25 protein-coding genes are annotated in these 23,607 nt (G+C 46.3%); 23 read left to right on the forward strand and 2 right to left on the reverse strand.

Features of this window, described 5'->3' with window-relative positions; genetic code table 11:
- Nucleotide 1 precedes the first annotated feature (1 nt).
- The 21 genes from sdhA to DN92_RS05340 all read left to right on the forward strand — a co-directional run bounded on the left by sdhA (nucleotide 2) and on the right by DN92_RS05340 (nucleotide 20,905).
- The gene (gene sdhA / locus DN92_RS05240) at nucleotides 2-1,780 is read left to right on the forward strand and encodes a succinate dehydrogenase flavoprotein subunit (RefSeq protein ID WP_173960260.1); all 1,779 of its coding nucleotides are present in this window, start codon (nucleotides 2-4) and stop codon (nucleotides 1,778-1,780) included.
- A gap of 17 nt (nucleotides 1,781-1,797) precedes the next feature.
- Nucleotides 1,798-2,502 carry a succinate dehydrogenase iron-sulfur subunit gene (locus tag DN92_RS05245; RefSeq protein WP_173960261.1) on the forward strand — a complete coding sequence of 235 codons (705 nt, stop codon included), beginning with the start codon at nucleotides 1,798-1,800 and terminating at the stop codon, nucleotides 2,500-2,502.
- Nucleotides 2,499-2,768 carry an FAD assembly factor SdhE gene (locus DN92_RS05250; RefSeq protein WP_173960262.1) on the forward strand — a complete coding sequence of 90 codons (270 nt, stop codon included), beginning with the start codon at nucleotides 2,499-2,501 and terminating at the stop codon, nucleotides 2,766-2,768. Before DN92_RS05245 ends, DN92_RS05250 begins: the two co-directional genes overlap by 4 nt.
- 81 nt (nucleotides 2,769-2,849) lie before the next feature.
- The gene (gene gltA, locus DN92_RS05255) at nucleotides 2,850-4,163 is read left to right on the forward strand and encodes a citrate synthase (protein WP_173960263.1); all 1,314 of its coding nucleotides are present in this window, start codon (nucleotides 2,850-2,852) and stop codon (nucleotides 4,161-4,163) included.
- A gap of 18 nt (nucleotides 4,164-4,181) precedes the next feature.
- Nucleotides 4,182-5,591, forward strand: coding sequence for a 3-isopropylmalate dehydratase large subunit (gene leuC / locus DN92_RS05260; protein ID WP_173960264.1), 1,410 nt, complete (start codon nucleotides 4,182-4,184; stop codon nucleotides 5,589-5,591).
- 9 nt (nucleotides 5,592-5,600) lie between these two features.
- Nucleotides 5,601-5,825: a hypothetical protein gene (locus DN92_RS05265; RefSeq protein ID WP_173960265.1), complete on the forward strand. Its 225-nt coding sequence runs from the start codon at nucleotides 5,601-5,603 to the stop codon at nucleotides 5,823-5,825.
- 42 nt (nucleotides 5,826-5,867) lie between these two features.
- Complete coding sequence (gene leuD / locus DN92_RS05270) at nucleotides 5,868-6,515, forward strand: 3-isopropylmalate dehydratase small subunit (RefSeq protein WP_173960266.1); 648 nt, start codon at nucleotides 5,868-5,870, stop codon at nucleotides 6,513-6,515.
- Between the two features lie 23 nt (nucleotides 6,516-6,538).
- Nucleotides 6,539-7,612, forward strand: a complete 1,074-nt coding sequence (gene leuB, locus DN92_RS05275) for a 3-isopropylmalate dehydrogenase (protein ID WP_173960267.1) — start codon at nucleotides 6,539-6,541, stop codon at nucleotides 7,610-7,612.
- A 40-nt stretch (nucleotides 7,613-7,652) separates the two neighbouring features.
- Complete coding sequence (gene asd / locus DN92_RS05280; protein WP_173960268.1) at nucleotides 7,653-8,810, forward strand: aspartate-semialdehyde dehydrogenase; 1,158 nt, start codon at nucleotides 7,653-7,655, stop codon at nucleotides 8,808-8,810.
- Nucleotides 8,810-10,195, forward strand: coding sequence for a FimV/HubP family polar landmark protein (locus DN92_RS05285; protein WP_173960269.1), 1,386 nt, complete (start codon nucleotides 8,810-8,812; stop codon nucleotides 10,193-10,195). Before asd ends, DN92_RS05285 begins: the two co-directional genes overlap by 1 nt.
- A 9-nt stretch (nucleotides 10,196-10,204) precedes the next feature.
- Nucleotides 10,205-11,032: a tRNA pseudouridine(38-40) synthase TruA gene (truA, locus tag DN92_RS05290; protein ID WP_173960270.1), complete on the forward strand. Its 828-nt coding sequence runs from the start codon at nucleotides 10,205-10,207 to the stop codon at nucleotides 11,030-11,032.
- 38 nt (nucleotides 11,033-11,070) lie between these two features.
- Nucleotides 11,071-11,766 (forward strand): phosphoribosylanthranilate isomerase, encoded by a 696-nt coding sequence (locus tag DN92_RS05295; protein WP_173960271.1) that lies wholly within the window; start codon nucleotides 11,071-11,073, stop codon nucleotides 11,764-11,766.
- A gap of 11 nt (nucleotides 11,767-11,777) precedes the next feature.
- Nucleotides 11,778-12,971 (forward strand): tryptophan synthase subunit beta, encoded by a 1,194-nt coding sequence (gene trpB, locus DN92_RS05300; RefSeq protein ID WP_173960272.1) that lies wholly within the window; start codon nucleotides 11,778-11,780, stop codon nucleotides 12,969-12,971.
- Between the two features lie 50 nt (nucleotides 12,972-13,021).
- On the forward strand, nucleotides 13,022-13,819 hold the full coding sequence (gene trpA, locus DN92_RS05305; protein ID WP_173960273.1) for a tryptophan synthase subunit alpha: 798 nt from the start codon (nucleotides 13,022-13,024) through the stop codon (nucleotides 13,817-13,819).
- 22 nt (nucleotides 13,820-13,841) lie between these two features.
- Nucleotides 13,842-14,729, forward strand: coding sequence for an acetyl-CoA carboxylase, carboxyltransferase subunit beta (accD, locus tag DN92_RS05310; protein ID WP_173960274.1), 888 nt, complete (start codon nucleotides 13,842-13,844; stop codon nucleotides 14,727-14,729).
- Between the two features lie 5 nt (nucleotides 14,730-14,734).
- Nucleotides 14,735-16,060, forward strand: a complete 1,326-nt coding sequence (folC, locus tag DN92_RS05315; RefSeq protein ID WP_173960275.1) for a bifunctional tetrahydrofolate synthase/dihydrofolate synthase — start codon at nucleotides 14,735-14,737, stop codon at nucleotides 16,058-16,060.
- A 3-nt stretch (nucleotides 16,061-16,063) separates the two neighbouring features.
- Nucleotides 16,064-16,867: an SPOR domain-containing protein gene (locus tag DN92_RS05320; protein ID WP_173960276.1), complete on the forward strand. Its 804-nt coding sequence runs from the start codon at nucleotides 16,064-16,066 to the stop codon at nucleotides 16,865-16,867.
- A complete protein-coding gene (locus DN92_RS05325) occupies nucleotides 16,867-17,433 on the forward strand; it encodes a CvpA family protein (RefSeq protein WP_173960277.1) in 567 nt (188 codons plus the stop codon). Before DN92_RS05320 ends, DN92_RS05325 begins: the two co-directional genes overlap by 1 nt.
- A gap of 4 nt (nucleotides 17,434-17,437) precedes the next feature.
- Nucleotides 17,438-18,976 carry an amidophosphoribosyltransferase gene (gene purF, locus DN92_RS05330; protein WP_173960278.1) on the forward strand — a complete coding sequence of 513 codons (1,539 nt, stop codon included), beginning with the start codon at nucleotides 17,438-17,440 and terminating at the stop codon, nucleotides 18,974-18,976.
- 69 nt (nucleotides 18,977-19,045) lie between these two features.
- Nucleotides 19,046-20,254: an O-succinylhomoserine sulfhydrylase gene (locus DN92_RS05335; protein ID WP_173960279.1), complete on the forward strand. Its 1,209-nt coding sequence runs from the start codon at nucleotides 19,046-19,048 to the stop codon at nucleotides 20,252-20,254.
- A gap of 30 nt (nucleotides 20,255-20,284) precedes the next feature.
- A complete protein-coding gene (locus tag DN92_RS05340; protein ID WP_173960280.1) occupies nucleotides 20,285-20,905 on the forward strand; it encodes a class I SAM-dependent methyltransferase in 621 nt (206 codons plus the stop codon).
- Here the strand turns inward: DN92_RS05340 and DN92_RS05345 are convergent.
- Together DN92_RS05345 and modB are read right to left on the reverse strand one after the other, a co-directional pair.
- Nucleotides 20,885-21,976: an ABC transporter ATP-binding protein gene (locus DN92_RS05345; protein ID WP_254598255.1), complete on the reverse strand. Its 1,092-nt coding sequence runs from the start codon at nucleotides 21,974-21,976 to the stop codon at nucleotides 20,885-20,887. The genes DN92_RS05340 and DN92_RS05345 overlap by 21 nt on opposite strands.
- Nucleotides 21,977-22,008: 32 nt before the next feature.
- Nucleotides 22,009-22,665, reverse strand: coding sequence for a molybdate ABC transporter permease subunit (modB, locus tag DN92_RS05350; protein ID WP_173960282.1), 657 nt, complete (start codon nucleotides 22,663-22,665; stop codon nucleotides 22,009-22,011).
- Between the two features lie 140 nt (nucleotides 22,666-22,805).
- On the opposite strand from modB, the gene DN92_RS05355 reads away from it, so the two are divergent.
- Together DN92_RS05355 and soxZ are read left to right on the forward strand one after the other, a co-directional pair.
- Nucleotides 22,806-23,255 carry a thiosulfate oxidation carrier protein SoxY gene (locus DN92_RS05355; RefSeq protein ID WP_173960283.1) on the forward strand — a complete coding sequence of 150 codons (450 nt, stop codon included), beginning with the start codon at nucleotides 22,806-22,808 and terminating at the stop codon, nucleotides 23,253-23,255.
- Nucleotides 23,256-23,270: 15 nt separating this feature from the next.
- Complete coding sequence (soxZ, locus tag DN92_RS05360; protein WP_173960284.1) at nucleotides 23,271-23,579, forward strand: thiosulfate oxidation carrier complex protein SoxZ; 309 nt, start codon at nucleotides 23,271-23,273, stop codon at nucleotides 23,577-23,579.
- The last annotated feature ends 28 nt before the right edge of the window (nucleotides 23,580-23,607 follow it).

Here is a 23,607-nt window from a genome sequence, read left to right on the forward strand (position 1 = left end):
AATGACTGCGATTAAAAAAGTATTGCCACGCCGCCGTTTCGACGCGGTAATTATTGGTGCAGGTGGTTCAGGTATGCGTGCTTCTTTGCAACTAGCAGAAGCTGGCCTGAACGTTGCGGTTTTAACTAAGGTTTTCCCAACTCGCTCCCATACTGTTGCGGCACAGGGCGGTATTGGTGCTTCACTGGGAAACATGAGTGAAGATAATTGGCACTATCACTTTTACGACACCATCAAAGGTTCGGACTGGTTAGGCGATCAAGATGTTATCGAGTTTATGTGTCGTGAAGCGCCAAAAGTAGTTTATGAGCTCGAGCACTATGGCATGCCTTTTGACCGTAATCCAGACGGCACAATTTATCAGCGCCCATTTGGTGGACACACTGCCAACTATGGCGAGAAGCCTGTTCAACGTGCTTGCGCTGCAGCCGATCGTACTGGTCATGCAATGTTGCACACCCTATATCAACGCAACGTACGCGCAAAAACCAACTTCTTTGTCGAGTGGCTTGCCTTAGATTTAATTCGTGATGATGCTGGCGATGTTGTCGGCGTTACTGCCCTCGAAATGGAAACCGGCGAGGTCTACATTCTTGAAACTAAAGTAGTCATGATGGCTACTGGTGGTGCAGGCCGTATTTGGGATGCGTCAACGAACGCATTCATTAATACCGGTGATGGCATGGGTCTGGCAGCACGTGCTGGCATTCCATTGGAAGACATGGAGTTTTGGCAATTCCACCCAACGGGCGTAGCTGGTGCGGGCGTATTGTTGACAGAGGGTTGTCGCGGTGAGGGCGCTATCTTGCGTAACAAGGACGGCGAGCGCTTTATGGAGCGTTATGCTCCTACTTATAAAGACTTAGCCCCACGTGACTTCATTTCACGCTGCATGGATCAAGAGATTAAAGAAGGGCGCGGTTGTGGCCCTAATGGTGATTATGTCGTCCTCGATCTAACTCACATTGGTGCAGAGACGATCATGAAGCGTTTGCCTTCTGTTTACGAGATCGGTATTAACTTTGCTAACGTTGACGTTACCAAGGAACCAATCCCTGTGGTGCCAACGATTCACTATCAGATGGGCGGTATTCCGACCAACATTAATGGTCAAGTAGTGGTGCCTGCAAATGGCAAGCATAACGAGATCGTGAATGGTCTTTATGCAATTGGTGAGTGTTCATGCGTTTCTGTCCACGGTGCAAATCGTCTGGGTACTAACTCACTGCTGGACTTACTGGTCTTCGGTCGTGCAGCTGGTAACCATATCGTTTCTATGGACCTGAAGAATCGTGAATTCAAAAAATTACCTGAGAATGCAGGTGAGCAGACTTTGGCGCGCATTGCAGCACTAGATAACTCAACTTCAGGCGAATACGCACAAGATGTTGCAAATGACATTCGCAAGACAATGCAAAAGTATGCCGGCGTGTTCCGCAATCAAGAGTTGATGGACGAAGGTGTTCGTCAAATGGCTAAGTTGACCGAGCGTGCCAAGCATCTCTGGCTAAAAGACAAGTCACAAATTTTCAATACAGCGCGTATTGAAGCTTTGGAAGTGGCTAACCTGATTGAGACTGCTAACGCAACGATGATCTCGGCAGCTGCTCGTACCGAAAGTCGTGGCGCGCATTCGCATGATGATCATCTAGAGCGTGATGATGAAAACTGGATGAAGCATACCCTTTGGTATAGCGAAGGTAACAAATTGTCTTACAAACCAGTAGTGCTTAAGCCCTTGACTGTTGAGTCCTTCCCACCCAAAGAACGTACTTTCTAAGCGAAGAGAAATAGAAAATGAGTGATATTCGTATATTTGAAATTTACCGCTACGATCCTGATGTCGATGCAGCGCCTCGCATGGTCCGCTATGAACTTGAGTTAACTGGTGAGCGTATGTTGTTGGATGCTCTGATTTCTCTGAAGAAGCAAGACGAGAGCATCACGTATCGCCGTTCATGCCGTGAAGGTGTTTGTGGTTCAGATGCGATGAACATCAATGGTAAGAATGGCCTAGCCTGCCTAACCAATATGTTGACCCTGCCAAAGGTGATCACATTGCGTCCTTTACCTGGTTTACCAGTCGTACGTGACTTAATCGTCGACATGACCTTGTTCTTCAAGCAATATCTGTCTATCAAGCCTTATTTGGTAAACGATAATCCTGCGCCAGAAAAAGAGCGCCTCCAGAGTCCTGAGGAGCGCGAAGAGCTCAATGGTTTGTATGAGTGCATTTTGTGCGCATCTTGCTCTACTTCATGCCCATCCTTCTGGTGGAATCCAGACAAGTTTGTTGGTCCCGCTGGTCTACTTCAGGCTTACCGCTTTATTGCCGACAGTCGTGATGAAGATACCGGACAGCGCTTGGATAACTTAGAAGACCCATACCGCTTATTCCGCTGCCACACCATCATGAATTGCGTAGACGTTTGTCCTAAGCATTTGAATCCAACCAAAGCTATTGGAAAGATCAAAGAATTGATGGTTCGTAGGGCAGTATGACCCTGAGCAATGCAGAGTTATATCGTTTAAAAAGTGACGCCCGCAGAGGGTTGCTTGAGAACGATTTAATTCTGCAACGTTTCTTTGAGCGCTATGGCAATCAATTAAATATGGAAGATGGAAAAGTACTAACCCAGTTGCTGGCCTTAGAAGACAATGATTTAATGGACTTACTCATTGGTCGCAGGGATTCGGTTGCTGCGTTGGAAAAAGAGTCTCAAGAGGCGTCTTTTAAGTCCGTTTTAGAAAAATTGAGACAGAAGTAAAGCCCCACCAGCTGCAAGAGCGTTGGAGATGCATGGTCAAATAGCGCATTAATCATCAACTTGAATGACTAAGGATTAGAAATGATTGAATCGGATATCAAAGCAAAATTATCATTTTCAGATGGCTCACCGGATATTGACTTGCCTATTTACAAGGGTACAGTTGGCCCCGATGTGATTGATATTCGGAAGTTATATGGTCAGACTGGTAAGTTCACCTACGATTCCGGCTTCTTATCGACAGCCTCCTGCAACAGCAAAATTACTTATATTGATGGCGATAAGGGTGAACTGCTTTACCGCGGTTATCCAATTGAAGATTTGGCGCACAACTGCGACTTCTTAGAGGTTTGTTTCTTGCTGTTAAACGGAGAGTTGCCAAACGCAAAGCAGAAAAAAGATTTTGAGGACCTGGTTATGCATCACACCATGGTTCATGAGCAAATGCAATTTTTCTTGCGCGGTTTCCGTCGTGACGCTCATCCGATGTCTGTATTAACTGGTTTGGTTGGTGCGATGGCTGCGTTCTATCATGATGCGATTGATTACAGTCAACCTAAGGCTCGTGAAATTGCGCAAATTCGTTTAATCGCAAAGATGCCAACATTGGTAGCAATGGCTTATAAATATTCTGTAGGGCAACCGTTTATCTACCCAGATAACTCCTTGTCATACACAGCCAACTTTATGCGCATGATGTTTGCAACGCCTTGTGAAGAGTACAAAGTCAATCCAGTATTGGTGCGCGCTTTGGATCGCATCTTCACATTGCATGCTGATCATGAGCAAAATGCATCTACATCTACTGTTCGCTTGTGTGGATCTTCCGGTACAAATCCGTTTGCAGCCATTTCTGCTGGTATTGCTTGCCTCTGGGGCCCAGCCCACGGCGGAGCAAATGAAGCTTGCTTAGAGATGCTCAATAATATTCAAGCGAATGGTGGTGTTGAAAAGATTCATGAGTTTATTGCGCAAGTAAAAGATAAAAACTCAAACGTTCGCTTAATGGGCTTCGGACATCGCGTCTACAAAAACTTTGATCCACGCGCAAAACTCATGCGTGAAACTTGCTATGAAGTATTGAAGGAGATGGGTCTCGAAGATGACCCTCTGTTTAAGCTGGCGATGACGCTCGAGAAGATTGCTTTAGAAGACGAATATTTCGTAAGTCGTAAGTTGTATCCTAATGTTGACTTCTATTCTGGAATTGTTCAGCGCGCTTTGGGCGTTCCAACAGAGATGTTCACTTGTATCTTTGCTTTGGCTAGAACAGTTGGTTGGATTGCTCAATGGGAAGAAATGATTACCGACCCTGAGTACAAGATTGGACGTCCACGTCAGTTATACGTTGGTGAAACTTCTCGTCAAGTTCCTAACATTACTGTTCGTAAATAAAAGCTTCAGAGGGTATTCATGTCACGTACGCTTTACGATAAATTGTGGGATGACCATGTCATCTATTCTGAACAAGATGGCACCGCCACGATTTATATAGATCGTCAACTGCTACATGAGGTAACTAGCCCTCAAGCTTTTGAGGGGCTGAATATAGCCGGCCGTCCGGTGTGGCGTATTTCTGCGAATTTAGCTGTTTCGGATCATAACGTCCCAACTACAGACCGCTCTGAAGGAATCTCGGATCCAATTTCTAAGCTCCAAGTAGATACACTTGATCAAAACTGTGATGCCTTTGGTATCACGCAGTACAAAATGAACGACACCCGTCAGGGGATTGTTCATGTCATTGGACCTGAGCAGGGCGCAACCTTGCCTGGCATGACAGTGGTTTGTGGTGATTCCCATACAAGTACTCACGGTGCCTTTGGTGCATTGGCATTCGGTATTGGTACTTCCGAAGTGGAGCATGTACTGGCAACCCAAACCTTGCTCATGAAAAAGAGTAAGAACATGTTGGTTCGGGTAGATGGGCGCTTACAGCCTGGCTCTACAGCTAAAGATATTGTGCTTGCCGTGATTGGCAAAATTGGCACTGCTGGCGGTACTGGTTACACTATTGAGTTTGCTGGCGAGGCCATTCGCAATCTGTCTATGGAGGGTCGAATGACCATCTGTAATATGGCAATTGAAGCAGGTGCCCGCGCTGGATTAGTTGCAGTTGATGAAACTACTATTGAGTACATTCAAGGTCGACCATATGCTCCTAAAGCCGAGGCCTTGCGTCATGCCCTTCAATATTGGCGCACTTTGCATTCAGATGCAGATGCGCACTTTGATGCTGTAGTAGAGCTACGAGCAGAAGAAATTGCCCCGCAAGTCACCTGGGGTACTTCGCCAGAAATGGTGCTTTCAATTAGCGATCGCATTCCTGATCCAGAAAAAGAACGTGACCCAAATAAGCGCTCAGCCATGGAGCGTGCGTTGGAATATATGGGCCTTGTTCCAAATACCCCGATTAGTAATATTTCTGTAGATAAAGTATTCATTGGCTCCTGTACCAATAGCCGTATCGAAGATATTCGTGCTGCTGCGAAGGTAGTTGATCGTTTAGGTAAAAAAGTTGCCGCTAACGTTAAATTGGCATTAGTGGTTCCTGGCTCCGGATTAGTTAAGGCTCAAGCAGAGCGTGAAGGTTTGGATCGTGTATTTAAGGCCGCTGGCTTTGAATGGCGTGAGCCGGGTTGCTCGATGTGTTTGGCAATGAATGCCGATCGCCTTGAGCCTGGTGAGCGTTGCGCTTCTACCTCCAATCGGAATTTTGAGGGTCGTCAAGGTAACGGCGGTAGGACGCATTTGCTCAGCCCAGCAATGGCTGCTGCTGCAGCGATTGAAGGTCACTTTGTTGATGTTCGTAAGATTTCTTAAGGAGATACAGTGTTTAAATGGTCCTCTTTCACCATGATTAAAAAGCTCACGATTGTTGCTATTGCAGGAATCATTCTTTCTGCCTGCGCTAACACCATGGAAGGTGTTGGAAAAGACCTCCAGACCATGGGTAGCTCTATGGGTGGTGCTAACACGAGCAACACGAATAATACAAACAATAACAACCAGTCCCAAACTAAAGGGAAAGACGTTGTAGTGACGCCCGTCAAATAAGCGTTTAATTAGTCATTAGTAGTTATTAAGCAAAAGTTCATCATGGATAAATTTACGGTATACAAAGGATTGGTTGCTCCGCTGAATCGCGAGAACGTTGATACCGACGCCATTATTCCGAAGCAATTCTTAAAGTCGATTAAGAAGACGGGCTTCGGCCAGAACTTATTTGACGAGTGGCGCTACCTAGATCATGGTGAGCCAGGACAGGATTGCAGTTCAAGGCCGCTCAATCCAGATTTTGTTTTAAATCAACCTCGCTATAAAGACGCTGGTATTTTGCTGGCTCGCAAGAACTTTGGTTGTGGTAGTTCTCGTGAGCATGCGCCTTGGGCACTGGATCAATATGGCTTTAGAGCCGTGATTGCCCCGAGCTTTGCTGACATCTTTTACAACAACTGCTTCAAAAATGGCCTTTTACCTATTGTTTTATCTGAACTTCAGGTAGACCATTTGTTTAATGAAACTTTGGCTTTTAGTGGGTACCAGATCACTATTGATCTCGATGCCCAGCAAGTGATTACCCCCGATGGGACTGCATATAGCTTTGATGTAGCTCCATTTCGAAAGCATTGCCTGCTGAACGGTTTAGACGATATCGGCTTAACCCTGCAACATGCAGATAAAATCAAGGCTTACGAAGCTGAGCGTATCCTCAAGATGCCTTGGCTTGCGACACAACTGCCGTAGTTTTATAGAGTTAAAGGCCTTTCATGAAAATTGCAGTTCTCCCGGGCGATGGTATCGGCCCGGAAATCGTTGCTGAAGCCGTTAAGGTGTTAAACGCGCTCGGCCCCAAATTTGATCTTGAGACGGCTCCTGTTGGCGGTGCTGCCTACGATGTTGCTGGTCATCCACTGCCTCCCGCTACATTAGAGCTCGCTAAAAAAGCAGATGCGATTTTATTTGGGGCTGTTGGCGATTGGAAATACGACACACTAGCTCGTGAACTACGTCCCGAGCAGGCTATTTTAGGTTTGCGTAAACATCTCGAACTATTTGCCAACTTTAGGCCGGCGATTTGTTACGACGAGTTAACGGCGGCTTCCAGTCTAAAGGCAGAGATTGTTGGCGGTCTCGATATTCTGATTATTCGTGAATTGAATGGCGATATTTATTTTGGTCAGCCTCGCGGCATTCGTACATCGGAGTTGCCATTGTTTAAGGGTGCGCGTGAAGGCTACGACATGATGCATTACAGCGAGCCAGAAGTAGAGCGCATTGGACGTGTTGCATTTGAGGCGGCACGCAAGCGCAGCAAGAAAGTGTGTAGTGTTGATAAAGCAAATGTTTTGGAGACCTCGCAACTATGGCGCGAAGTCATGATTCGCGTTGCAAAAGAATATCCCGATGTTGAGTTGTCTCATATGTATGTTGACAATGCGGCGATGCAGTTAGTGAAGGCCCCTAAAGCGTTTGACATTGTCGTGACTGGTAATTTATTTGGAGACATTCTCTCTGATGAAGCCGCTATGTTGACTGGCTCTATTGGTATGTTGCCATCAGCTTCATTAGATAAAAACAACAAAGGTTTGTATGAGCCTAGCCATGGCTCCGCACCGGATATTGCTGGCAAAGGCATTGCTAACCCATTGGCGACGATTTTGTCTGCGGCTATGATGTTGCGTTACTCCTTGGCAATGCCGTTAGAGGCCGATCGGATTGAAGCAGCGGTACAAAAAGTACTTTCTCAAGGCTTGCGCACTGCGGACATCTTCACTGAAGGTACCACGAAGGTTTCTACTGTGGAAATGGGTGATGCCGTCGTAGCCGCACTTTCTAAATAAAACACAACACTACATAACCTTATTTAATAGATTATTCATCATGGTAAACACAAAGACACCCTTAGTCGGTTTAGTTGGTTGGCGCGGTATGGTTGGTAGCGTTCTGATGGAAAGAATGTTGGCTGAAAAAGATTTCGATCTGATTGAGCCTGTTTTTTTTAGTACTAGCCAGGCTGGTAGCCAAGTTCCCTTATTCAATGCCCAGCAAGTTACTAGAAATGAAAATGCTTTACTAGATGCAAACGACATCAAAGCGCTATCTCGCTGCGACATCATTTTGACTTGCCAGGGCGGTGACTATACCAACGATATCTATCCAAAACTGCGTGCAGCTGGTTGGGATGGTCACTGGATTGATGCTGCTAGTGCATTACGCATGAAAGATGATGCAGTATTGGTGCTGGATCCCGTTAACCGATCTGTTATTGATAAAGCATTGGCTGCTGGTGGCAAGAACTGGATTGGCAGCAACTGCACAGTGAGTTTGATGATGATGGCCATGGGTGGTTTGGTCAAAGCGGATATGGTTGAGTGGATTAGTGCCATGACCTACCAAGCCGCCTCCGGTGCTGGCGCCCAAAATATGCGCGAACTTTTGCTGCAAATGGGCGCTTTACGTGACAGCGTAGCTACTGAATTAGCCGATCCATCATCTTGGATCTTAGATATTGACCGCAAGGTTACTGAAACATTACGCTCATCTGACTTTCCTAAGAAAAATTTCCGTAATACACCTTTGGCAGGCAGCTTGATTCCCTGGATCGATGTTCCAGTTGAGAACGGTCAAACAAAAGAAGAGTGGAAGGGCGGGGCTGAGTTTAATAAGATTTTAGGTCGTCCTGCATTTAGAACCCCCGGCAGCATTCCAATCGACGGTCTGTGTGTCCGTGTTGGCGCTATGCGTTGTCATTCTCAGGGTTTGACAGTGAAACTAAAAAAAGATATTCCGCTAAAAGAGATTGAGGAGATCTTGGCTAACGATAACCAATGGGTCAAAGTAATTCCCAATGATCGTGAGACTACCGAGCGCGAATTATCACCAGCTGCAATTAGCGGTACTTTGACAGTACCTATTGGTCGTTTACATAAGATGGCGATGGGTCCAGAGTATCTGGGCGCATTTACAGTTGGCGACCAACTGTTATGGGGTGCAGCAGAGCCACTTCGTCGCATGCTCCGTATCTTGCTTGAGCGCTAATGTTTCGAAATAGTCAGATCCGATTTGCAAAAGTAGTTTGCTTAGCATTACTAAGTTGGTCATGTGTAGCAGGAGCCATCTCTCTTGGTTCTCCAAAATTACTTTCAAGACCGGGTGAGCCACTGAAAGTGGAGTTTCCGATTCGGCTTGGAGTTGATGAGCAGGCCGCTCTCTCTAGTCTCAATGTTGGAATCGCTAATAAAGCGGCTTATGATCGTTTGGGTATTTCCCAAAAGCTACTAGCTCTTAATCCTCAAGCAATGATTTATCGCAATCAACAACAGCAAGTAATGGTGTTGCTTGAAACAGTTGAGTCTGTGCCTGTATCAGATGATCCATTCTGGGATGTCTTAGTAACGCTGAAATGGTCGGCAGGTAGCCTTACTAAGGCGTATACATTGCTACTGGGTGATGCACAGAAAATACTAGTGAGACCTGGCCAAACTCTCTCTGAAATTGCGGCGCAACTAGCGCCTCAGTTACAGGGAGCCACGCTAGATCAAACAATGATGGCGCTATTTAAAGTCAATCCTGATGCATTTGCCAGCGGTAGTATCAACCGGTTGGATGCAGGTGTTGAGCTTAATTTACCTAATCAAGCTTTATTGCGATCGATAAGTCCTGCAGAGGCCCAACAGTTTGTAGCTGAGGCCAATGCCCAGTGGCTATCCGAGCGCGAGGGAAAGGGTGGCTCACAAAACCCTATCAACCAAAAAAATGGTCAGGATGCACCTGCGAAAGATCGACTCAAAATTGGGTCGAGTGCGGATAGCGTATCTGAAGAGCGAAGGTATACAGAAGACCTGGTAGCACAAGAAAAAGCGCTTGAACAAACGCGTGTTCGTGTAGCTGAGCTTGAGAAGAATATTGCAGATTTACAGCGCATACTGGATCAGGCCAAAGGTAAGTCATCGGAATTGGCAAAGCCTGCTGGTGCCATTGGCTTTGGTGGATTTACTCCTGCAATCTTTGCTCTTGGGTTCATGGTGTTAACAGGTTTACTACTCTGGCTATTGGCAAAGAATGCCCGTAAATCTGAGGCACGTGATTTTTCTGTCGAAGCACCCAAGGTTATTGCAACACCCAAAGAGCACACTACTTCTCATGGCGTAATGCCTGATCGTGCTAAGGCGTTGTTTGCTGGAATCGATTTAGAATTACCGCCGATTAAAAAATCTAATCCAGCCTCTGTGACAGCTGTTAATCCACTTGCTGATACGCTTCGGGTAAAGTTAAATCTAGCACGTGCCTATATTACGATCGAGGATTTTGCGTCAGCCAAGAAATCACTACAGGAAATCGTGCAAATTGGTACTTCAATTGATCCTGCAATTACAGTGGAAGCTCAAGGCCTGTTAGTTGAGTTGTCGCACCGTAATAGTTAAATACTTTTTATGCGCATCGCCTTGGGTCTTCAATATGATGGCAGTCCATATTCTGGTTGGCAGACACAGGTAAATCAGAACACTATTCAAGATGAATTAGAAAAAGCCCTCTCTGCATTTGTTGGTGTTGGTGCACTTAAGTCAAATCCGATACGGGTAATTACGGCTGGTAGGACGGATACAGGAGTTCACGCTTTAGGTCAGGTTATTCATTTTGATGTGGATGTTGAGCGAGAAAATTGGTCCTGGGTTAGAGGGGTAAACTCTTTTTTGCCAGAGTCCATTGTGGTGAACTGGGCTCAACCAGTCCCGCCGGAGTTTAGCGCCAGGTATTCCGCTCATGAACGCACTTATATCTATGCCTTACATGCCGGACCGTGCCGCTCTCCCATGACGACAAATCGCGCGGGTTATGTCATGTTGCCTTCAGATCGTTGGTTTGATGTTAAGGCGATGCAGCAGGCTGCGGAATGTTTAATTGGTGAGCACGACTTCACCTCATTTCGCTCTTCAGAATGTCAAAGCAAGACTCCGGTGAAAACAATCTATTCCATTGAGATTTTCTCCAGTGAGCCATGGCTCTACTTTAAGATTAAAGGAAATGCTTTCCTGCATCATATGGTGCGTAATCTAGTGGGAAGCTTCATTCAAATTGGCGTTGGGAAGCAAAAATTAGAATGGATGGCAGAAGTCCTGGCTGCAAAAGATCGCAGTATTGCGGCGCCTACCTTTTCCCCAGACGGTCTTTATTTAGCTCAAATTGCCTATCCAGAGCATTTTTTAATCCCTAAGCCTTGGCTTACGAATTCCTGGCTACCTAAGGAGATTTTTGCCTAAGCGAGCTTTTTATCTGCTCTAGGCCTTATCATTTCTGTATGAGCTTACTTACTAACTCCCCAGGCCATACTAGGGTCAAAATTTGTGGCTTAAAGTCGCCTGCAGATACCGATGCTGCTGTTGCCGCTGGTGCTGACGCGATCGGTTTTGTCTTTTATCCGCCGAGCCCTAGGTCTGTGAGTCCCAATATTGCGGCCTCGCTGATATCTAGGTTACCTGCAGGGGTTGATGCCGTAGGCCTGGTCGTAAACGCCACTGATGCTGAATTTGAGGCTATTAGAGCCGCTGCTTCGATCACTTTATGGCAGTTTCATGGGGATGAATCCCCTGCAGATTGTCAGCGTTTGGCAGCAGGCCAGCCCTGGATGAAGGCTGCACGTGTAGGGCCAGACTTCGCATTTGACGATTTTTCCCTACAATATAGCCAAGCAAATGCCTTTTTGCTCGATGCCCTAGTTGAGGGCTATGGGGGAGGGGGCGTTCCTTTTGATTGGTCAGGAATTCCACAAGCATGGATAAGCGCAAACGCGCCTCGGGTCGTTTTGAGTGGTGGATTGAACGTGCACAACGTGGGCGAAGCTATTGCACGTCTACACCCTTGTGCAGTTGACGTCTCAAGCGGCGTTGAAATCAGCAAGGGTGTTAAAGATCACGCCTTAATGAAAGAGTTTATCGAGGCGGTGCGTGCAGCAGATGCACACACATTGCCTTCATCATTTGCCGCAACTAATTAAAAGAGGTATTTATGTACGATAAGCCAGATGCACGAGGACACTTTGGTCCTTACGGTGGCGTATTTGTTTCTGAGACGCTGATGTTTGCTTTGGATGAACTCAAAGCGGCTTATGCCAAATATCAATATGATCCAGAATTCCTAGAAGAGTTTCATTACGAGCTTAAGCACTTTGTAGGTCGTCCATCTCCCGTTTACCACGCTAAGCGTTGGAGTGAGATGGTTGGTGGTGCGCAGATTTATCTCAAGCGCGAAGATTTAAATCATACCGGCGCCCACAAAATCAATAATGTCATCGGTCAAGCTATGTTGGCTAAGCGTATGGGTAAGCCACGCATTATTGCTGAGACAGGAGCCGGACAGCATGGCGTTGCGACGGCAACGATCTGCGCGCGATTTGGTTTGGATTGCACTGTGTATCAGGGCTCTGTTGACGTTGCTCGCCAAGCGCAAAATGTGTACCGCATGAAGTTACTCGGCGCTAAAGTAGTCCCTGTGGAGTCAGGTACCAAGACCCTAAAAGACGCGCTCAACGAGGCGATGCGTGATTGGGTTACTAATGTAGAGGATACTTTTTACATTATCGGCACCGTTGCCGGTCCTCATCCTTATCCAATGATGGTCAGAGATTTTCAGAGTGTGATTGGTGAAGAGTGCAAAGTGCAGATGCCTGAGCTTACCGGTCGTCAGCCTGATTATGTTTTGGCTTGTGTTGGCGGTGGCTCTAATGCCATGGGAATCTTTTATCCTTATATTAATTATCCCCAAGTAAAACTCATTGGCGTAGAAGCAGCGGGCCATGGTCTCAATAGCGGGCTTCATTCAGCGGCATTGTGTGTTGGCAAGCCTGGTGTTTTGCATGGCAATCGCACCTATCTTTTACAAGATGAAAATGGTCAGATTTCTGAAACGCATTCGGTTTCTGCTGGTATGGATTATCCCGGTGTTGGTCCAGAGCATGCTTGGTTAAAGGATTCTGGTCGTGCTGACTATGTTGCCATTACTGATGAAGAGGCTCTCAAAGCATTCCACGATTGCTGTCAAATCGAAGGCATCATTCCTGCGCTTGAGTCAGCACATGCCATTGCTTATGCGTGCAAGCTAGCTAAGACCTTACCTAAAGATAAAACGATCTTGGTGAACTTATCTGGTCGCGGTGATAAGGATATGCATACCGTTGCCCAGGCTACAGGTTCTGAAGGCTAATTTGTAACTAACGCCCAGCTAACTATAAGAAAAATTAATTCTGAATTGTTATGTCAAAAATTACTGCACTCTTTAATGATTTAAAAGCTTCAGGTAAAAAAGGGCTGATTCCCTTTATTACTGCAGGTGATCCGTCACCATCACTCACTGTTGATTTAATGCATGCATTAGTGCGCGGTGGCGCTAACGTGATTGAGCTTGGCGTTCCTTTTTCAGATCCGATGGCCGATGGACCTGTCATTCAGCGCTCATCTGAAAGAGCATTAACTCAAGGCGTTACATTGCGTGGCTGTTTGGATATGGTGAAAGAGTTTCGCAAGACAAATGCTGATACTCCCGTAGTGTTGATGGGCTATGCCAATCCAGTTGAACAGATGGGGGCAGAGCGCTTTGCAACTGAAGCTAAGGCTGCTGGTGTGGACGGTGTATTAATCGTAGATTACCCACCCGAAGAGTGTGTTGATTTTGCGTCCCAGATGCGTTTGGCTGGTGTAGATCCAATCTTTTTATTGGCTCCAACATCATCATCAGAACGTATTAACGAGGCTGCCAAAATCGCCTCTGGTTATATTTACTACGTCTCGATGCGAGGAGTTACGGGAGCCTCCCATCTCAATACTCAGGATGTTGCTAGTAATATTCCAAAAATCCGTGAAGCGAGCGCAATTCCGATTGCAGTAGGTTTTGGCATTAATGACGCAGAAAGTGCTCGTGCAGTATCTAAAACAGCTGACGCAGTTGTTATTGGCAGTCGAATTATTCGTCTTTTAGAGGATGCACCACCTGCCCAGGCAGTACAATCGCTTGAAGACTTCATACGAGAAATACGCGTCGCTTTAGATAGTTAATGCACTGGATAGTTAAAAACTGATGAGCTGGATCGACAAATTACTACCCCCGCAAATCCAACACACGGATCCCGCAAATCGCAAATCCGTTCCTGAAGGTCTATGGGTTAAGTGCCCTAGCTGTGAAACTGTTCTTTACAGTACTGATATCGAGGCCAATCTTTCTGTTTGCCCAAAATGCAACCACCACATGCGCATTGGTGCGCGTCAGCGACTAGATAGCCTACTGGATCCTAAGGGTCGTTATGAAGTTGGCGCAGACATTTTTCCTATTGATCCACTCAAGTTTAAAGACTCAAAAAAGTATCCTGATCGTCTTAAGGAAGCAAATGATGCTTCAGGCGAATCTGAGGCATTAATTGTTCTTGGCGGCAAAATTGAAAGTATTCCAGTTGTCACGGCTTGTTTTGAGTTTCAATTTATGGGTGGCTCTATGGGCTCTGTTGTTGGAGAGCGTTTTGCCCGTGGTGTGCAGGAAGCAATTGCTAAAAAATGTGCCTTTATTTGTGTGACTGCCACTGGCGGTGCACGTATGCAAGAAAGCTTACTATCTCTTTTTCAGATGGCAAAAACCAATTCGATGTTGACCTTGCTCTCCAAAAAAGGTTTGCCTTACATCAGCGTTTTAACTGATCCAACGATGGGCGGAATTTCTGCTAGCTTTGCCTTTATGGGCGATGTGGTGATGGCTGAGCCAAAAGCCTTAATTGGATTTGCAGGTCCAAGGGTAATTGAGCAAACTGTTCGTGAGAAATTACCTGAAGGCTTTCAGCGCTCTGAATTTCTGATGCAAAAGGGTGGTATCGATATGATTGTTGATCGTCGTCAAATGCGTGGTGAGATAGCCCGTCTGTTGGCTTTACTCCAACAGCTTCCTGAGCCTGCGATTGCGGGTAGCGCAGCCGTCTAAAGCGCTTGAGTTCAGCCCACCAACCCCCCATTCTTTTCTCTAGCCTCACGGCCTGGCTTAGTCACCTTGAAACTGCTCACCCTGTGGGCATTGATATGGGGCTTGACCGTATTAACCGTGTCAAAGAAGCTCTAGGTCTTCATTTTGACTGCCCTGTAATTACAGTAGCTGGAACCAATGGCAAAGGCTCAACTTGTGCCTACCTCGAGAGTATTTTGTTAGCCTCGGGTTACAGGGTTGGCTGCCATATGTCGCCCCATTTACTCAACTTCAATGAGCGTGCTCGAGTTAATGGTGAAGAGGTGAAAGATCATCTCTTGTTAGAGCATTTTGCCGCCGTTGAAAATGCACGAGTCAGTCTTGTAGATGCACCCACCTTAACCTATTTTGAGTTCACTACTCTGGCTATCATGCATCTGTTTTCTAAGGCGAACTTAGATGCTGTTGTATTGGAAGTAGGTATGGGCGGTCGTTTGGATGCTGTCAATATTGTCGATACCGATTGCGCTATCGTCACTAGCATTGATATTGATCATGCAGATTTCTTGGGTGGTACGCGTGAAGCTATTGGACGTGAAAAAGCCGGAATTTTCCGTGCTGTTGGGATTGCAATTTGTGGCGATCCCGTGCCGCCCCAATCCTTAATTGACCATGCCGAAGAGCTCGGTTGTGATTTGTGGCTTCAAGGTCGAGACTACAACTTTCAGGGTGATAAGCAGCAATGGGGTTGGGCAGGCCGGCAAAAACGTTTCAGCGGCTTAGGTTATCCAGCATTACGTGGTGCCAACCAGATTCTTAATGCTTCCGCAGTGATTGCTGCCTTAATGGCACTTCATCAGCGCTTGCCTGTGAGTGCGCAGGATATTCGTAATGGTTTTGCTTGGGTAGAGTTGCCAGGACGCTTCCAGGTACTCCCAGGCCAACCAACGGTAGTTTTGGATGTTGCTCATAACCCTCATGCAGCAGCTACGCTTGGCCAAGGCCTAGAAAAAATGGGTTATCACCCCTATACCTACGCTGTATTTGGCGCAATGGCAGATAAGGATATTGCAGGTGTCCTAAAGCCCATGCTAGATAGCGTCGATTTTTGGTTTTGTGCTGATTTACCGACTCCTCGGGCAGCCAGCGCTGCATCGTTATCTGAAAAGCTAGTTGAGCTTGGCGTATCTATTAAAAATGGGCTGGATGGTGGTATCGAATGCTTCCCAGATCCTGCTGCCGCCTATCAAAAAGCGCTTTCTAAGGCAGGCGAGGGTGATAGAATTGTCGTTTTCGGTTCTTTTTATACCGTTGCCGGCGTAATGGCGTATCGAAACAACCAGGCCCATTGATCCATGATTCGTTTACCGAAGCTTTTTAAGCGAAACCCTGAGACTGAAGACCTTGATCGAGGTTCAGTGAGGAGTCGTCGCACTGTAAATCAATCAGCCCCCCGGAGCTTTCAACGCGCTCAAGAAAATGAAGAGCTTGCCCTGACTGAAGATCCCGAGCAGCAGCGAGCACGTCATCGTCTCATTGGTGCAGCAGTATTGGTTTTGATTGCAGTGGTTGGACTTCCAAGAATTTTGGATAACAAGCCTAAGTCTATTAATAACGATATCGCCATCAACATTGTTACCAGCCTTCCAGCGCCTAATGGTGCACTACCTGCAATTGATGAAAAGCCGAAATCTTCTGCCGATGCACCACAGATAGATAAAGAGGCTAACTCGCCGAAGTCATCAGTTGCTTCCCCGAGCTCTACTCCCGAAACAAAGTCTGAAACAAAGATTGATCCCAAATCGATTCCATCTGGAGTGAATAAGGCAAGCACCTTTGGCTTGGCTGCTGGCGAAGAAGTTGTTGCGATTGCAGGTTCTACTGCAAAGTCAGAAGAACCATCCAAAAAGGCTGCCTCTGGTAAATATGTCATCCAAATTGGTGCATTTGCATCAGAAGAGCGGGCTAAGGGTTGGATTGCCAAAATGAAGGATCAAAAGATCCCGAACTATGTGCTCAATAAAACCGGTACCGATGGCACAAAGCTCTTTGTTCTCAGAGCAGGTCCTTTTGCAGATAAGGATGCGGCTGAAGCGGCTGAGAAAAAAGTCAAAGCGATGGGTCTATCGCCAAGACTAGTTGAGGTCGGAGCGCCTTAATGGAATATCTATCCACCCTGAAGTTAACCACGGTGGATTACTTCACCCTAGTAGTGCTACTTGTATCTGCCTTAGTCGGTATTTCAAGGGGGCTATTTAAAGAAGTTTTAGCGCTTGCATCTTGGTTTGTTGCCGCTTGGGTCGCCTACCATTACACGAGCTATCTTTCCGTTGAATGGTTATCCACCTTTCAAATGGATGAACTTCTGAGTTTAGGTGTCAGCTTCCTTATTTTGTTTATCTTGACATTAATAGTTTGCGGTCTTGTTGGTAACGTCATTCAAAAAATTATTCTATCCGCCGGTTTGAGCATGACAGACCGTTTTCTGGGACTGGTTTTTGGTTTAGCGCGCGGTGCCTTAGTAATAGTAGTCATGGCCACCTTAGCAGCATTAACTCCCATTCCTCAGAGTGTTGCTTGGCAAAAAGCAATCACAAGACCTGCAGTCGACATGGCTACGGGTTTAATCAAGGATTGGTTGCCAACGGATTGGGCGAAACAGTTGGGCGATGCAATGCCTAAAATTACACCCAAAGTAACACCTTCATTAACAATAGGGATCTAAGCTTATGTGCGGCGTTGTTGGAACAGTTTCCCATTCTCCAGTGAATCAACTGATATATGACGCATTGTTGCTCTTGCAACATCGCGGGCAAGACGCTGCCGGTATGGCTACGATGAATGGCAATTCATTCACGATGCACAAAGCCAATGGTTTGGTGAGAGACGTGTTTAGAACGCGGAATATGCGTAGCTTGGTAGGCAGTGCTGGTATTGGCCAGGTTCGCTACCCGACTGCTGGTTCTGCAAGCAGCGAAGAAGAAGCTCAACCGTTTTACGTGAGCGCTCCTTACGGAATTATCCTGGCTCACAATGGCAACCTCACCAATGCTCCCAGCTTGCGTGTAGAAATGGCCTACCGTGATCGTCGCCACATCAACACCAGCTCCGATACTGAAGTCTTACTCAACGTATTGGCAGATGAGTTACAAAAAGAAACTAATAGCGCTGCCTTAGACGAAGGTGCGATGTTTAACGCCGTTACGCAGGTAACCAAGCGTGTTAAGGGCTCTTATGCGGTTGTGTCATTGATTGCTGGGTACGGCCTATTAGCCTTCCGCGATCCATTTGGAATTCGCCCTTTATGTATTGGTCGCATGGATACGCCAAAAGGACCAGAATGGATGATTGCCTCTGAGTCGGTTGCTCTTGATGGTTTAGGCTTCACTTTTGTACGTGACGTTAATCCAGGCGAAGCAATCTACATTGATTTGGATGGCAATTTCTTTTCACGTCAATGTGTTGCAGATGCTGTCTTGACACCTTGTATCTTTGAATACGTCTATATGGCTCGTCCCGATTCCACCATTGATGGTGTTACGGTTTATAACGTTCGCATGCGGATGGGTGACTACCTTGCTGAAAAGATTCGCAAAGAAACGATTCCTAGTGAGATCGATGTTGTCATGCCGATTCCAGATTCTAGTCGTCCAGCAGCGATGCAGGTCGCTAAACGCTTAGGTGTTGATTATCGCGAAGGCTTCTTCAAAAATCGGTATATCGGTAGAACATTCATCATGCCCGGTCAGGCAGTGCGAAAGAAATCCGTGCGCCAAAAGCTCAATGCCATGCGTATTGAGTTCAAGGACAAGACTGTATTGATCGTAGACGACTCCATTGTTCGTGGTACTACCTCCTTTGAGATCGTGCAAATGGCACGCGAGTCTGGCGCCAAGAAGGTTATTTTTGCTTCTGCAGCCCCCCCAGTACGATTCCCGAACGTTTATGGCATTGATATGCCAACCCGTAGCGAGCTGGTTGCTTATGGCCGTACCGATGAAGAGATTAATAAGATGATTGGCGCAGATCAGTTGATCTATCAAAGTGTCGAGGATATGAAACAAGCAGTACAAGATATCAACCCCAATATCCAGCACTTTGAAGCCTCCTGTTTTGATGGTCATTACGTTACCGGCGATATCAATGAATCCTATTTGGATGCCCTTGAGGCTGCCCGCAATACCTCCGAAGCCAAAGCTGACCGGCAGCGGGACTCCAGTGACTTTGCCCGTTCGCAGTTGCACTTGCATTTGGCTACCGAAGACTAAAAACAACGTTGGGCTTCCTCAGGCGCTGCTGCCTGAGGCAAATGTGCAATTCAGTGTCAAAATAGCGATATGAAGAGTAAAACAACCCGCAAAAAACCTGATTTCTCGAAGCTGGCTCTCGAAACCCTTGCGGTTCGAGCTGGAACCCGTCGTACTGCTGAATATCAAGAACACTCGGAAGCCCTGTTTTTAACCTCCAGCTTTTGCTTTGATAGTGCGGAGTTGGCGGCGGATGGTTTTGCACATGCGGACCAAGGCTTCATTTACTCTCGCTTCACCAATCCTACTGTGAGCATGTTTCAGGATCGACTAGCTGCCCTAGAGGGCGGTGAAGCTTGTATTGCGACTTCTTCAGGCATGGCGGCGATTTTGACGATGGCGATGGCGCACCTTCAGGCTGGTGATCACGTGGTTTGTTCTCGCTCTGTCTTTGGTGCAACTATCCAACTGTTTAGCAATATCTTAGGGCGTTTCGGCATCACTACTACCTATGTCGATTTGGCTGATACTAAGGCTTGGCAGAATGCTGCTCAAGACAACACTAAGCTGTTCTATTTAGAAACGCCATCCAATCCCTTAACTGAGATTGCGGATATTAAGGCGATCTCCAAAATTGCTAAAAAGGCTAAGGCACTCTTTGCGGTTGACAACTGCTTTTGCACACCCGCATTGCAAAGGCCTTTGCTATTAGGCGCTGATGTAATTATTCATTCGGCAACCAAATATTTAGATGGCCAGGGTCGGGTTGTTGGTGGCGCTATTGTGGGTAGCAATGATTTCATTATGGGCAAAGTCTTTCCCTACGTGAGAACTGCTGGCCCAACACTATCAGCATTCAATGCTTGGGTTTTCCTCAAGGGGTTAGAGACCCTTGAGCTGCGGATGAAGCAGCAGAGTCAGAATGCTTTAGAAATTGCTCAGTGGTTAGAAAAGCAACCCGGTGTCGAGCGTGTTTATCACCCTGGGCTCAAGTCACATCCACAGCATGCCTTAGCCAAGCGCCAACAAAAAGCCGGTGGCGCCATTTTATCCTTCACACTTAAGGGTGGAAAGCGGGCTGCATTCAAGTTGATTAATCAAACACAGCTTTGTTCGATTACGGCAAATCTGGGTGATACTCGTACGACCATTACGCATCCAGCAACCACTACCCATTGCCGTGTCACCCCGGAGGCTCGTAAGGCTGCTGGTATTACCGACGGCTTAGTTCGTATTGCGGTCGGACTTGAGAATGTCAATGACTTAAAAAATGATCTCATTGGTGGTTTGAAGAAGTAATAGCAGAATCGCTATCTTTAGGCTAATCAGATGAGTTTTACAGACGCTACTCAATTTTGGAATGCGCGTTTTGATAAAGATGAGTTTATCTTCGGCAAAGAACCAAATGAGTACCTTGTTGAACAATCCTCTCAGTATTTAAAGCCGGGAAATTCTGTTTTATGTATTGCTGATGGAGAAGGGCGTAATGGCGTTTGGCTTGCTAAGCAGGGAATGCACGTTACTGGCTTTGATGTATCCGATATCGCCTTAGAAAAGGCCAAGCAGTTTGCTAGAGATAGCCAGGTCAATGTTCAATATAGTCTTTGTGATACCGACGGCTTTGATTGGCAAGCCAGTACATATGATGCGGTGATCGGCATATTTATCCAGTTTGCAGATCCAGCCATGCGGGCTAGAATATTTGAGCAGGTACATCAGGTCTTAAAGCCTGAGGGCATATTTATTTTGCAAGGCTATACACCCAAGCAGTTGGAATACAAAACTGGGGGACCATCACTGATTGAGCATCTCTATACAGAAGAGCTGATCCGAGAACTTACCAAAGACTTTGAAATTCTGGATCTACGTTGCTACGAAAAAGAATTGTCTGAAGGTGCAAGACATACCGGCATGTCTGCATTACTGGGCTTAAGCGCCCGCAAGCGTTGACCCCTGAAATCTTCGAGGATCATTAATTAACCTCAGCGGCATGATGTGAATTTGACTGCTGTCAATCTCGAGATGCATTTGACTGTCAAGTTTTAGCTGAAGACGTTTGACTTCTGCAGAAGAGGCCTCCCACTCGATGGTGTTGATACTATTGGCTATGCTGAACTGTATGACGGCAATTTGACCAAGACTGCTAATCTTTTCCACTGTGGCCTGTACGCTGATCGTGGAAGGGTTGATATGGACACTTAAACCACTTTGCGGCACCACCCAGGCAACACGCGAATTAGGAGGAATCTTCCCCTTATCCGTTACGCTAAATACATGTTCGCAATCATCCCAACTGAGCTTTCCGGAATCAAAAACTCCGTGAAACATATTGCTGATTCCAACTAGCTCGGCCACGCGTGAGTTTCGTGGTTTTTGGAATAGGATCTTTGGTGGCGCTGTTTGTAGGCCAATCCCTTGATCAATCACAGTGATTCGATCAGCTAGTAAATCAGCCTCTCTCAAGTCATGGGTTACTAGCAGGATAGGAATATTCAAATCCTTACGTAAGTCCGCTAATGTTTTATAAAGACTTTGTCTTGTTGGGGCATCAATAGCAGAGAAGGGTTCATCGAGCAAAAGAACCTTAGGTTGTCTTGCTAATGCTCTTGCAAGCGCAACGCGTTGCTGTTGTCCTCCCGACAACTGGTGCGGCATACGTTCAGCTAAATCACTGATCCCCATTTGCTCCAACCACTCGCGGGCAATACTTTTTCGCTTGTTTGAGTTTGAACCAGAATTTTGCAATGGGATACAAACATTTTCTATGGCATTGAGGTGAGGGAAAAGGGCGTATTGCTGAAACAAGAATCCGCAAGAGCGTTGAGCCGCTGAAAGAGATTTTTTAGAGCTACTAAAGGCCTGATTCTCAAACCAAATTTCCGAGTCGCACTCAATTTTTCCAGAGCTAGCCTGTCGTAGGCCGGCAATAGTTCTTAGTACAGTGGTTTTTCCACTCCCCGAGGGGCCCACTAGGGCGTGTAACTCGCCGGATGCGCATTCCAAATCTATTTGAATTGGCATTGGAGCAGTTTGGTTGAGTTTTACCTTTAGCATTACGCCCTGCCTCTTGGACTGGCGGTAATAGAGCGCCCAAATAGTCCATAAGAAATGGCGATGGCTACTAATGAGGTACCCAGTAAAAGTAATGAGAGGGCGCCAGCGCCAGCTGTATCAAAGCTTTGTACTTTGTCATAAATGGAGATTGAAACCGTCTTTGTCTCCCCAGGTATCGCGCCTCCAACCATGAGGACCACACCAAATTCACCAAGAGTGTGGGCAAAGGTGAGAACGGCAGCGCTAGTAATTCCCCGCCAAGCTAAGGGTAGCTCAATGAGTCGAAATATTTGCCAATGACTTAAGCCACTCACCTGGGCGGCTTCTCTAATTTCAGGATTGATTGCTTCAAATGCTCTCTGAATCGGCTGAATGGCAAAAGGAAGGTTCACTATTAAGGACGCGAGCAGAATGCCGTAGAAGGAGAAAACCAAGGGAATACCAAAGAAACTCTCGCCCCCAAAGCCCACCAAAAAATAATAGCCCAAAACTGTAGGCGGCAAAACAAGGGGTAAGGCCAAGGCTGCCTCAATCCATGGGCGGCTTCGATGTAGGCTAATCAGCTTATGGGCAACCCAAATTCCAAAGGGCAAAATGAGGGCAACGGTCCAAAAGGCCAGCTTTAAAGATAGGGTGATGGGGCCGTAATCTAGCAAATTTATTCAGGTAAGTTATTGAGTTATTGGCACATTATGCTGGTAATTGACGCCCCAGTAATCTTAATACACCTGTAAAATCATACAAGATTGAATAATCTACATGTGACCAAATAAAGCGTTTTACAGAAAAATATCCCATGGATCGTAATCGTCGAAATATTATCAAGTCTTCAGTGTTATTTAGTGCATTGGCATCGATTGGTATGATTACTCCCGCCCAAGCTGCAGAATGGAATACCGCTGCCTTTAATGCCAAAACAGTTGAAGAAGTGTTGAAGTCACTCGGCGTTCTTTCCCCCGAAAACTCAAATGATATTGTGTTGAAAGTGCCGGATTTGGTTGAGACAAGTGCTGTTGTCCCAATTATTGCTCAGTCAAAAATAAGAGTGCAGCAATTTGCAATCCTGGTGGATAAGAATCCAAGTGTTCTTGCAGCACAACTCTTCATACCCCAAGGAACCGAGCCATTCGTAAGAATGAATGTCAAGATGGCGCAGTCATCAAATGTCATTCTTTTGGCTCAATCATCAAACAAGTGGTTTATGACAAGCACTGCAGTTAAGGTAACTCTTGGCGGCTGCGGATAGGGAGCGGAATAATTTATGGGTGAACCATCTAAAATGCGTATCAGCGAGACTGATGGCATCGTTGATGTGCGAATTTTGATGAAGCATGATATGGAATCAGGCCAGAGAAAGGGTACTGATGGAAAAAATATACCTCCATGGTTCATTAATACCGTCATAGTTAAGGCACAAGGTAAAGAGGTTTTTTCTGCCAACTTTGGCGCTGCAGTTTCCAAAGATCCTTTTCTTAACTTCAAGTACAAGGGCAGCAAGAGTGACAAAATCTCAGTAAGCTGGACCGACAATCGCGGTGATAAACGGACTGATGAGTTTCCTGCTGCTTAAGGCATTTAGATTGAATGCACTAATTCCG

The sequence above is a fragment of the Polynucleobacter arcticus genome (assembly GCF_013307205.1).
Lineage (GTDB): Bacteria > Pseudomonadota > Gammaproteobacteria > Burkholderiales > Burkholderiaceae > Polynucleobacter > Polynucleobacter arcticus.

Excerpts from the sequence above, each read along its gene's own strand:
- sdhA (WP_173960260.1), top strand. The coding sequence starts at position 2 with ATGACTGCGATTAAAAAAGTATTGCCACGCCGCCGTTTCGACGCGGTA.
- DN92_RS05245 (WP_173960261.1), top strand. The coding sequence starts at position 1,798 with ATGAGTGATATTCGTATATTTGAAATTTACCGCTACGATCCTGATGTC.
- DN92_RS05250 (WP_173960262.1), top strand. The coding sequence starts at position 2,499 with ATGACCCTGAGCAATGCAGAGTTATATCGTTTAAAAAGTGACGCCCGC.
- gltA (WP_173960263.1), top strand. The coding sequence starts at position 2,850 with ATGATTGAATCGGATATCAAAGCAAAATTATCATTTTCAGATGGCTCA.
- leuC (WP_173960264.1), top strand. The coding sequence starts at position 4,182 with ATGTCACGTACGCTTTACGATAAATTGTGGGATGACCATGTCATCTAT.
- leuD (WP_173960266.1), top strand. The coding sequence starts at position 5,868 with ATGGATAAATTTACGGTATACAAAGGATTGGTTGCTCCGCTGAATCGC.
- leuB (WP_173960267.1), top strand. The coding sequence starts at position 6,539 with ATGAAAATTGCAGTTCTCCCGGGCGATGGTATCGGCCCGGAAATCGTT.
- asd (WP_173960268.1), top strand. The coding sequence starts at position 7,653 with ATGGTAAACACAAAGACACCCTTAGTCGGTTTAGTTGGTTGGCGCGGT.
- DN92_RS05285 (WP_173960269.1), top strand. The coding sequence starts at position 8,810 with ATGTTTCGAAATAGTCAGATCCGATTTGCAAAAGTAGTTTGCTTAGCA.
- truA (WP_173960270.1), top strand. The coding sequence starts at position 10,205 with ATGCGCATCGCCTTGGGTCTTCAATATGATGGCAGTCCATATTCTGGT.
- DN92_RS05295 (WP_173960271.1), top strand. The coding sequence starts at position 11,071 with ATGAGCTTACTTACTAACTCCCCAGGCCATACTAGGGTCAAAATTTGT.
- trpB (WP_173960272.1), top strand. The coding sequence starts at position 11,778 with ATGTACGATAAGCCAGATGCACGAGGACACTTTGGTCCTTACGGTGGC.
- trpA (WP_173960273.1), top strand. The coding sequence starts at position 13,022 with ATGTCAAAAATTACTGCACTCTTTAATGATTTAAAAGCTTCAGGTAAA.
- accD (WP_173960274.1), top strand. The coding sequence starts at position 13,842 with ATGAGCTGGATCGACAAATTACTACCCCCGCAAATCCAACACACGGAT.
- DN92_RS05320 (WP_173960276.1), top strand. The coding sequence starts at position 16,064 with ATGATTCGTTTACCGAAGCTTTTTAAGCGAAACCCTGAGACTGAAGAC.
- DN92_RS05325 (WP_173960277.1), top strand. The coding sequence starts at position 16,867 with ATGGAATATCTATCCACCCTGAAGTTAACCACGGTGGATTACTTCACC.
- purF (WP_173960278.1), top strand. The coding sequence starts at position 17,438 with ATGTGCGGCGTTGTTGGAACAGTTTCCCATTCTCCAGTGAATCAACTG.
- DN92_RS05335 (WP_173960279.1), top strand. The coding sequence starts at position 19,046 with ATGAAGAGTAAAACAACCCGCAAAAAACCTGATTTCTCGAAGCTGGCT.
- DN92_RS05340 (WP_173960280.1), top strand. The coding sequence starts at position 20,285 with ATGAGTTTTACAGACGCTACTCAATTTTGGAATGCGCGTTTTGATAAA.
- DN92_RS05345 (WP_254598255.1), bottom strand. The coding sequence starts at position 21,976 with ATGCCAATTCAAATAGATTTGGAATGCGCATCCGGCGAGTTACACGCC.
- DN92_RS05355 (WP_173960283.1), top strand. The coding sequence starts at position 22,806 with ATGGATCGTAATCGTCGAAATATTATCAAGTCTTCAGTGTTATTTAGT.
- soxZ (WP_173960284.1), top strand. The coding sequence starts at position 23,271 with ATGGGTGAACCATCTAAAATGCGTATCAGCGAGACTGATGGCATCGTT.